At 75.4% G+C, this 9,004-nt stretch carries 6 protein-coding genes; 5 read left to right on the top strand and 1 reads right to left on the bottom strand.

What is annotated here, in order from left to right; genetic code table 11:
• The first annotated feature begins 230 nt into the window (after positions 1 to 230).
• From ETD96_RS35385 to ETD96_RS35375, 3 genes are read left to right on the top strand one after another with little or no spacing between them, the layout of a single operon-like run.
• The gene (locus ETD96_RS35385) at positions 231 to 1,277 is read left to right on the top strand and encodes a LacI family DNA-binding transcriptional regulator (RefSeq protein WP_138640829.1); all 1,047 of its coding nucleotides are present in this window, start codon (positions 231 to 233) and stop codon (positions 1,275 to 1,277) included.
• On the top strand, positions 1,274 to 3,622 hold the full coding sequence (locus tag ETD96_RS35380) for a glycoside hydrolase family 3 N-terminal domain-containing protein (RefSeq protein ID WP_138640828.1): 2,349 nt from the start codon (positions 1,274 to 1,276) through the stop codon (positions 3,620 to 3,622). The genes ETD96_RS35385 and ETD96_RS35380 overlap by 4 nt, the downstream gene beginning before the upstream one ends.
• Positions 3,619 to 5,154, top strand: a complete 1,536-nt coding sequence (locus ETD96_RS35375) for a glycoside hydrolase family 43 protein (protein ID WP_138640827.1) — start codon at positions 3,619 to 3,621, stop codon at positions 5,152 to 5,154. Before ETD96_RS35380 ends, ETD96_RS35375 begins: the two co-directional genes overlap by 4 nt.
• Here ETD96_RS35375 and ETD96_RS35370 read toward each other — a convergent pair.
• Positions 5,151 to 6,356: an ROK family transcriptional regulator gene (locus ETD96_RS35370; protein ID WP_138640826.1), complete on the bottom strand. Its 1,206-nt coding sequence runs from the start codon at positions 6,354 to 6,356 to the stop codon at positions 5,151 to 5,153. The two genes, ETD96_RS35375 and ETD96_RS35370, sit on opposite strands and share 4 nt — an antisense overlap.
• A gap of 89 nt (positions 6,357 to 6,445) precedes the next feature.
• Between ETD96_RS35370 and xylB the strand changes: the two genes are divergently transcribed.
• Together xylB and xylA are read left to right on the top strand one after the other, a co-directional pair.
• A complete protein-coding gene (xylB, locus tag ETD96_RS35365; protein ID WP_138640825.1) occupies positions 6,446 to 7,828 on the top strand; it encodes a xylulokinase in 1,383 nt (460 codons plus the stop codon).
• 11 nt (positions 7,829 to 7,839) lie between these two features.
• Positions 7,840 to 9,000: a xylose isomerase gene (gene xylA / locus ETD96_RS35360; RefSeq protein ID WP_138640824.1), complete on the top strand. Its 1,161-nt coding sequence runs from the start codon at positions 7,840 to 7,842 to the stop codon at positions 8,998 to 9,000.
• Positions 9,001 to 9,004 lie beyond the last annotated feature (4 nt).

Here is a 9,004-nt window from a genome sequence, read left to right as displayed (position 1 = left end):
GGCGGGGGGAACCGTCCCGCTTCGAAAGCTTTTCGAAACTCTTCGAGCTTGCCGTTGCCGTGGAACTCTAAGAAAGGGCCACCCCAGGGTCAAGGCTTCGCCGCCCGTTGACCTAAATGAAATGTTGAGAAGTGGATCCGGGGGGCTAGGAGCGAGCGAAACATTGCGATACTGTTCGCAATCGTTTCCTCGGGGAGGAGTGAAGCGTGCCCGTGCGCACCACCGATGAGATGCCGGACCCGCCGGCCCGGCCCACCCTGGCGCTGATCGCGTCGGAGGCGGGGGTCTCCCCCGCCACGGTCTCCAAGGTCCTGAACGGCCGCACCGACGTGGCCGCCGCGACCCGCGAGCGGGTGGAGGCGCTGCTGCGCACCCACAACTACCCGGGCCCGGGCGGCTCCCGCCGGGCCCGCAGGTCCGGCCTGATCGACCTGGTCCTCGCCGGCCTCGACAGCCCGTGGGCGGTGGAGATCCTGCGCGGCGTGGAGGCCGAGTGCGCCGAGCACGGCACCGGCGTCGTCGTCTCGCTCGTCCGCGACGACGACGCCCGGCCGCCGAGCTGGCAGAACCTGCCCGCGCTGCACCACAGCGACGGGGTCATCCTCGTGACGTCGCGGATGACGCGCCGCCACCGCGAGCAGCTGGAGCGGGCCGGTGTCGGCCTCGTCCTGGTCGACCCGGTGAACCTGCCGGACAGCGACATCGCCAGCGTCGGCGCCACCAACTGGGCCGGCGGCCTCGCCGCCACCGAGCACCTGATCGAGCTCGGCCACCGCCGCATCGCGATGATCGGCGGCCCCGCCGACATGCTCTGCACCCAGGCCCGCCTGGACGGCTACCGGACGGCGCTGGAGCGCGCCGGGATCGAGGTCGACAAGGACCTCGTCCGCTACGGCGACTTCCACCACCAGGGCGGGTTCGCCCGCACCCGCGAGCTGCTGGAGCTGCCGGTGCCGCCGACCGCGGTGTTCGCGGGCAGCGACGAGCAGGCCATGGGCGCCTACCAGGCGGCCCGGCTGGCCGGGCTGCGCATCCCCGAGGACCTCAGCGTCGTCGGTTTCGACGACCTGCCCACCTGCGAGTGGCTCTCGCCGCCGCTGACGACCGTCCGGCAGCCGCTGGAGGAGATGGGCCGCGTCGCGGCCCGCACCCTGCTGCAGCTGCTGGACGGCCGCCCGCCGCTGACCCCGCGCGTGGAGCTGGCCACCGACCTGCGTGTCCGCGCCTCCACCGCGCCGCCGCCCCCCACCCCGCCGGTCCACACGGAGGAACGATGACCGAAGCCGTCCCGGCCGCGAGCGCGACCCGCGAGCCCTGGCAGGACCGCGAGTCGCCGGTCGCCGAGCGGGTCGCCGACCTGCTGGCCCGGATGACGCCGGAGGAGAAGGCGGGGCAGCTCGCCGGGTTCTGGGCGATGCCCGCCGAGCCGGGCGAGCCGGTGGCCCCGATGGAGGACGACTCGCACGAGACCGCCCCGGCGCTCGCGGACGTCGTCGACCGCGGCCTCGGCCAGCTCACCCGCGTGTTCGGGACCGCTCCCGTCCCGGCCGCCGAGGGCGTCGCGCGGCTCCGCGAGCTGCAGGGCCGGGTCGCCGCCGGCAACCGGTTCGGCATCCCGGCGATCGCGCACGAGGAGTGCCTCAACGGCTTCATGACGTGGGGCGCGACCGTGTTCCCGAGCCCGCCCGCGTGGGGCGCCGCCTTCGACGCCGAGCTCGTCGGCGAGATGGCCGCCGCGATCGGGGCGAGCCTGCGCGCGGCCGGCGTGCACCAGGGCCTCGCGCCCGTGCTGGACGTGGTCCGCGACGCGCGCTGGGGCCGGACGGAGGAGTGCATCGGCGAGGACCCGTACCTCGTCGGGGTCCTCGGCACGGCCTACGTGCGGGCCATGGAGGGGGCCGGCATCGTCACGACGCTGAAGCACTTCGCCGGCTACTCCGCCTCCCGCGCGGGCCGCAACATGGCGCCGGTGGCGATCGGGCCGCGCGAGTTCGCCGACGTCGTCCTCGAACCGTTCGCCATGGCGCTGCGCGCCGGCGCCCGCTCGGTCATGCACTCCTACACCGACGTGGACGGCATGCCCTCCGCCGCCGACGAGCGGCTGCTGACCGGGCTGCTGCGCGGCGAGCTGGGCTTCACCGGCACCGTCGTGGCCGACTACTTCGGCATCTCGTTCCTGGAGACCCGGCACCGGGTGGCCGGGTCGCGGGGCGGGGCCGGCGCCCTCGCGCTGCGCGCCGGGATCGACATGGAGCTGCCGACGGTCCGCTGCTACGGCGAGCCGCTGATCGAGCTGGTCCGGTCGGGCGCCGTCCCCGAGGAGCTGCTGGACCGGGCGGCGGGCCGGGTGCTGGCGATGAAGGCCGAACTCGGCCTGCTGGACGGCGTGCCCGGTGACGACGTGCCCGGTGATGACGTGCCCGACGACGGGGACGCGCGGGCCCTCGATCTCGACCCGCCCGAGCACCGCGCGATCGCGCGGCGGCTGGCCGAGGAGTCGGTGGTGCTGCTCGCCAACGACGGCGTGCTGCCGCTGCGCTCGGGCGACGGCGTCGTGGTGGCGGGGCCGCTCGCGGAGGACCCGTTCGGGATGATGGGCTGCTACACCTTCCCGGCCCATGTCGGCCGCCAGCATCCCGAGCTGCCGCTCGGCGTGGAGATCCGCACCGTCGCGGACGCGCTGCGCGCCGAGCTGCCCGGCGTCCGGGTGGCGGGCTCGAAGGACGTGTTCGTCGCCGACGACGCCGACATCGAGGCGGCGGCCACCGCGGCCGCGGACGCCGAGGTGTGCGTGCTCGTGCTCGGCGACCGGGCGGGGCTGTTCGGCCGCGGCACCTCCGGGGAGGGCTGCGACGCCGAGACGCTCGCGCTGCCGGGGCGGCAGGCGGAGCTGGCCGAGGCCGTGCTGGACACCGGCACGCCCACGGTCCTCGTGATGCTGAGCGGGCGCCCCTACGCGATCGAGGGGCTCGCCGACCGCGCCGCCGCCGTCGTGCAGGCGTTCTTCCCGGGCGAGGAGGGCGGCCCGGCGGTCGCCGGCGTGCTCGCCGGGCGGGTCGACCCGTCCGGGCGGATGCCGATCAGCGTGCCGCGCCGGGCGTCCGGCCCGCCGGTCACGTACCTGCGGTCGCCGATGGACGGCGGGCACGACTGGAGCGCCGTCGACCCGGTCCCGCTGTACCCGTTCGGCCACGGCCTGACCTGGACGACGTTCGAGTACTCCGGCCTGGAGGTCGGCGAGCGCGCGGCCACCGACGGGACGGTCACGGTCAGCGCGGCGGTCCGCAACACCGGCGACCGCGCGGGCACGGAGGTCGTCCAGCTGTACCTGTCCGACCCGGTCGCGTCGGTGGTGCGGCCGGTGCGGTGGCTGGCCGGGTGGGCCCGGGTGCGGCTGGAGCCGGGCGAGGCGGCCCGGGTCGCGTTCGAGGTGCACGCCGACCGGACCTCGTTCACGGGCGCCGACCTGCGGCGCGTCGTCGAGCCCGGCACCGTCGGGGTCGAGGTCGGGCGGTCGAGCGCGGACCTTCCGCTGCGCGGCTCGTTCACCCTGGACGGGCCCGTCCGGGAGCTCGGCACCGACCGGGTCATGACCGTGCCCGTGGAGGTGACGCCGCTGTGACCCGGTTCCTGAACCCGGTGCTGCCGGGCTGCCACCCCGACCCGTCGGTCTGCCGCGTGGACGGCGACTTCTACCTCGTGACGTCCACGTTCGAGTGGTTCCCCGGGCTGCCGGTGTTCCACAGCCGCGACCTGGTGCACTGGCGGCAGATCGGGCACGCGCTCGACCGGCCCGATCAGCTGCCGCTGGACGGGGTGCCCGCGTCCGGCGGCCTGTACGCGCCGACCCTGCGCCACCACGACGGCACCTTCTACCTGGTGTGCACCCTCGTGGACGGGACGGACTGGTCCGGGCACTTCGTGATGACCGCGTCCGACCCGGCGGGGCCGTGGTCGGACGCGCACCGGCTGGACGGCGCGGGCATCGACCCGTCGCTGTTCTTCGACGACGACGGCCGCGCCTGGTGCACCGGCACGCGGCTGACCGGCCGGTACGAGGGGCACACCGAGATCTGGCTGCGCGAGTTCGACCCGGCGGCCCTGGCGCTGACCGGCGACGAGCACGTGATCTGGGACGGCGCGGTGAAGGGGTCGATCTGGTCGGAGGGCTCCCACCTCTACAAGATCGGCGGGCGGTACCACCTGCTCACCGCGGAGGGCGGCACGGCGCTCGACCACGCCGTGATGATCGCGAGCTCGGACTCGGTGACCGGCCCGTACGAGGGCAGCCCGCGCAATCCGGTGCTGACCCACCGGAACTTCGGAACCGGCCACCCCATCGTCGGCACCGGGCACGCCGACCTGGTCGAGACGCCGGACGGCGAGTGGTGGATGGTGCTGCTGGCGATGCGCCCGCACCGCGGCGACCGGTGCGTCCTCGGACGCGAGACCTTCCTGGCCCCGCTCGCCTGGGAGGACGGCTGGCCGGTCACCGGCGGGCGCGTCGAGCCGAGCCACCCGGTCCCGTCGCTGCCGCCGCACCCGTGGCCGGCCGTCCCGCGAAGCGGGCAGTTCGACGGCCCGGAGCTCGGCCCGGAGTGGAACATGCTGCGGCCGCCGCGCGAGCGGTGGTGGAGCCTGTCCGAGCGGCCGGGGCACCTGCGGCTGCGCGTCCGGCCGGAGAGCCTCGCGGACGTCGCCAACCCGTCGTTCGTCGGCCGGCGCCAGCAGCACCACGACTTCGCCGCCTTCACGGCGCTGGACTTCGTCCCGGCCGACGAGGAGTGGGCGGGGCTCGCGCTCGTGCAGAACAACGACTTCCACGTCCTGCTGGTGTCGGCGGCCCAGGGCGTGCTGCTGGTGAAGCGCGAGCAGGGCGTCGAGACAGTGCTCGCCATGGCGCCTCCCGCTCCGGGACGGGTCGGGCTCGGTTTCGAGGCCCACGGGCGCTGGTACCAGGCGTCCTACAGCGCGGAGCCGGGCATCTGGACACCGCTCGGCGACCCCGTGGACGGCGACATCCTGACCAGCCAGGTCGCGGGCGGCTTCACAGGCGCCTACATCGGCCTCTACGCCACGTCCAACGGGCGGGCGAGCGGGAACCACGCCGACTTCGCCTGGTTCGAGTACACCCCGCTCCCGGACGCGCCCTAAAGCAGCAGCGCGGGGTCGGCGATCACGCGTTCCACCACCAGGCCGGCGGCGCCGAGGACGGCGGCGCCCTCGGCGAGGCCGGAGACCTCGACCGGCGGGACGCCCCGCCGCAGCGATCCGGAGCCGCCCGCGAGGACGTCCTGGAGCGGGGGCCGCACCCACGCGGCCAGCGGCGAGAACACGCCGCCGAGGACGATCGTGTCGGGGTCGATCAGGTTGACGACGGAGGCGAGCGCGCCGCCGAGTGCCCGCCCGGCCCGCGCCACCGCGCCGAGCGCGGCGGCGTCGCCCGCCTCCAGCCGCTCGACGAGCCGCCCGACCGAGCCGCCGGGCCCGCCGGCGGGCCGCGTCACCGGCAGGCCGGCCGCGCGCAGCATCGCCTCCTGCCCGGCGACCTGCTCCAGGCAGCCGCGGCCGCCGCAGGAGCAGGGCGGGCCGGCCGGCTCGGCGATGAGGTGGCCGAGCTCCCCGGCGAAGCCGTGGGCGCCGCGGAACACCCGCCCGTCCACGACGATGCCGGCGCCGATCCCGATCTCGCCGGAGACGTGCACGTAGTCGCCGAACCGGGCGCCGCCGCCGAACCACAGCTCGCCGAGGGCGGCGAGGTTGGCCTCGTTGTCGTACTCGGCGGGCAGCGGCGCGGCGAGGCCGGGCGCGCCGGTGACGGGGACGTCGGTCCAGCCGAGGTTCGGGGCGTGCCGGACCACGCCGTTCTCGCGGTCGAGCAGGCCGGGCAGCGCGACCGCGGCGCCGGCGACGGCGAGGCCCTGCCCGGCGGCGGCCGCGACCGCCTCGGCGGCGAGCGCGGACAGCGCGGCGAGCACCGCTCCGGGCTCGCGGCCGCGGTTGTCGGCGCTGACCACGTGCCGGTAGCGGACCTGCTTGGCGAGGTCGAGGACGCAGGCGGCGAGGTAGTCGACGTTGACCTCCAGGCCGAGCCCGGCGGCGCCGTCGCCGTGCAGGGAGACGCCCACGCCGGGCCGGCCGCGCTCCCCCTCGTGGACGAGCGCGCCGTCGCGCACCAGCCCGGCGCCCTCCAGCAGGGCGACGAGGTTGGAGACGGTGGTCTTGGTGAAGCCGGTCAGCTCGGCGAGCCGCGCCCTGGTCACGGGCTGGTGGCGGGCGACCCGCTCCAGGACGACGGCGAGGTTCCGCTCGCGCATCGTCGCGTGCCGGACGGGGGCGTTCGCGGACTTTGTCATGAATGAACCCTAAATGAAGCGCGACTATAGGCAGGGCTGCGGCCCTCTGCTACGTTAATTAGTCCATGCTCTTTACGAAAGGGGTCGGGATGGCCGAGAGCCTGGTCGCGGGCGTCGACTCCTCCACGCAGTCGACGAAGGTCGTCCTGTGCCGCGCCGCCGACGGCGCCGTGGTCGCGGAGGCGTCCGCGCCGCATCCCGACGGCACCGAATGCCACCCGGACCACTGGTGGAACGCGCTCTCCCAGGTCCGGGAGCTGCTGGAGCGCGCCGACGCGGTCGCCGTCGGCGCGCAGCAGCACGGCATGGTCGCGCTCGACGGCGGCGGCGAGGTCGTCCGGCCCGCGCTGCTGTGGAACGACACGCGCTCGGCGCCGCAGGCCCGCGCGCTCGTCGCCGAACTCGGCGGCCCCAAGGCGTGGGCGGAGCGGACCGGCAGCGTGCCGGTCGCCTCGTTCACCGTCACCAAGCTGCGCTGGATGGCCGAGCACGAGCCGGAGAACGCGCGCCGCACCGAGCAGGTCATGCTCCCGCACGACTGGCTGACGCTGCGGCTCGGCGCCGCCGAGCCGGTCACCGACCGGGGCGACGCGTCCGGCACCGGCTACTGGTCCCCCGCGACCGGCGCCTACCTCCCCGACCTGCTGCGCGCCGCGCTCGGCCGCGACGCCGAGCCGCCGCGCGTCGCCGCCCCGGGCGAGCGGGTCGGCGAGACCTCGTGGGGCGCCGCGCTCGGCCCCGGCACCGGCGACAACATGGCCGCCGCGCTCGGCCTCGGGCTGCGGCCCGGCGACGTCGTCGTCTCGATCGGCACGTCCGGCACGGCGTTCGCGGTCGCGGACGTCCCCGCCGCCGACCCCTCCGGCCTGGTCGCCGGGTTCGCCGACGCGACCGGCCGGTTCCTGCCGCTCGTCTGCACGCTGAACGCCGCGCGGATCCTGACCGCCGCCGCCGCGATGACCGGCGCCGCGCTCGACGAGCTGTCCGCGCTCGCGCTCGCCGCCGAACCCGGCGCCGGCGGCCTGACCCTGCTGCCCTACCTGGACGGCGAGCGCACCCCCGACCGCCCGGACGCGACCGGCGTCCTCGCCGGGCTGACCACGTCCAACGCGACGCGGGAGAACGTGGCGCGGGCCGCGGTGGAGGCGCTGCTGTGCTCGCTCGCCGACGCCGTCGACCACCTGGCCGCGCAGGGCCTCCGGCCCCGCCGCACGCTGCTGATCGGCGGCGGCGCCCGGTCCGCCGCCGTCCAGGCGCTGGCCCCGGCGATCCTCGGGACGCCGGTGACGGTGCCCGAGCCCGCCGAGTACGTCGCGCTCGGCGCCGCCCGCCAGGCGGCATGGGCGCTCGCCGGGACGCCGGAGCCCCCGGCGTGGCCGGCGCCGCCCGCGACCGAGCACACGAGCGACCGCACCGAGACGGGCGTCCGCGAGCGCTACGCGGCGCTGCGCGACTCCGCCCCGGAGATCTGAGGAGGAACCCCATGAGCGACTACACGCCCACGCCCGAGGACCGGTTCTCGTTCGGCATCTGGACGGTCGGCTGGCAGGGCGTCGACGTGTTCGGCCCCGGCACCCGGCCGCCGATGCCCGCCGACCGCGCCGTCCGCAAGCTGGCCGAGATCGGCGCCTACGGCGTCAACTTCCACGACAACGACGTGTTCGACTTCGACGCCTCGCCCGGCGAGCGGCAGGAGAGGATCGGCGCGTTCCGCAAGGCCCTCGACGAGACCGGCCTCGTGGTCACCACCGCCACCACCAACCTGTTCGGGCACCCGGTCTTCAAGGACGGCGCGTTCACCGCCAACGACCGCGACGTCCGCCGGTTCGCGCTCCGCAAGGTCATGGACAACCTCGACCTCGCCGCCGAGCTCGGCGCGAAGACCTATGTGTGCTGGGGCGGGCGCGAGGGCGCCGAGTCGGGCGCCGCCAAGGACGTCCGCGCCGCGTTGGACCGCTACAAGGAGGCGTTCGACGTCCTCGGCGCCTACGTCGCCGACCAGGGCTACGACCTGCGGTTCGCGATCGAGCCGAAGCCGAACGAGCCGCGCGGAGACATCCTGCTGCCCACCATCGGGCACGCGCTCGCGTTCATCCAGACGCTGGAGAGCCCCGACAACGTCGGCCTGAACCCCGAGGTCGGGCACGAGGAGATGGCGGGCCTCAACTACGCGCACGGCCTCGCCCAGGCGCTGTGGCAGGGCAAGCTGTTCCACATCGACCTGAACGGGCAGCACGGCCCCCGCTACGACCAGGACCTGCGCTTCGGCGCCGGCAACGCGCGCGGCGCGTTCTGGGTCGTCGACCTCATCGAGAACAGCGACTACAGCGGCCCGGTCCACTTCGACTTCAAGCCGCCGCGCACCGAGGACGACGAGGGCGTGTGGGAGTCGGCGGCCGCGTGCATGCGCAACTGGCTGATCCTGCGGGAGAAGGTCCGCGCGTTCCGCGCCGACCCCGACGTCCAGGACGCCCTGCGCCAGGCCAAGGTGGAGGAGCTCGCGCAGCCCACCCTCGCCGAGGGCGAGGACTGGCGCGCCGTCCGCGCCGCCACCGCCGACGCCGAGGCCCTCGGCGCCCGCCGCACCGCGTTCGAGCTGCTCGACCAGCTCGCCCTGGAGCACCTCTACGGCGTGCGCTCCTGAGACC

The organism is Actinomadura geliboluensis, from assembly GCF_005889745.1.
In the GTDB taxonomy this organism is placed as follows: Bacteria; Actinomycetota; Actinomycetes; order Streptosporangiales; family Streptosporangiaceae; genus Spirillospora; species Spirillospora geliboluensis.
Note: the sequence above shows the minus strand (reverse complement) of the source record. Positions and strands in the feature narration are given on the sequence as shown.

Coding starts and splice junctions, on each gene's coding strand:
- xylA (WP_138640824.1), top strand. CDS start 7,840: ATGAGCGACTACACGCCCACGCCCGAGGACCGGTTCTCGTTCGGCATC.
- xylB (WP_138640825.1), top strand. CDS start 6,446: ATGGCCGAGAGCCTGGTCGCGGGCGTCGACTCCTCCACGCAGTCGACG.
- ETD96_RS35380 (WP_138640828.1), top strand. CDS start 1,274: ATGACCGAAGCCGTCCCGGCCGCGAGCGCGACCCGCGAGCCCTGGCAG.
- ETD96_RS35385 (WP_138640829.1), top strand. CDS start 231: ATGCCGGACCCGCCGGCCCGGCCCACCCTGGCGCTGATCGCGTCGGAG.
- ETD96_RS35370 (WP_138640826.1), bottom strand. CDS start 6,356: ATGACAAAGTCCGCGAACGCCCCCGTCCGGCACGCGACGATGCGCGAG.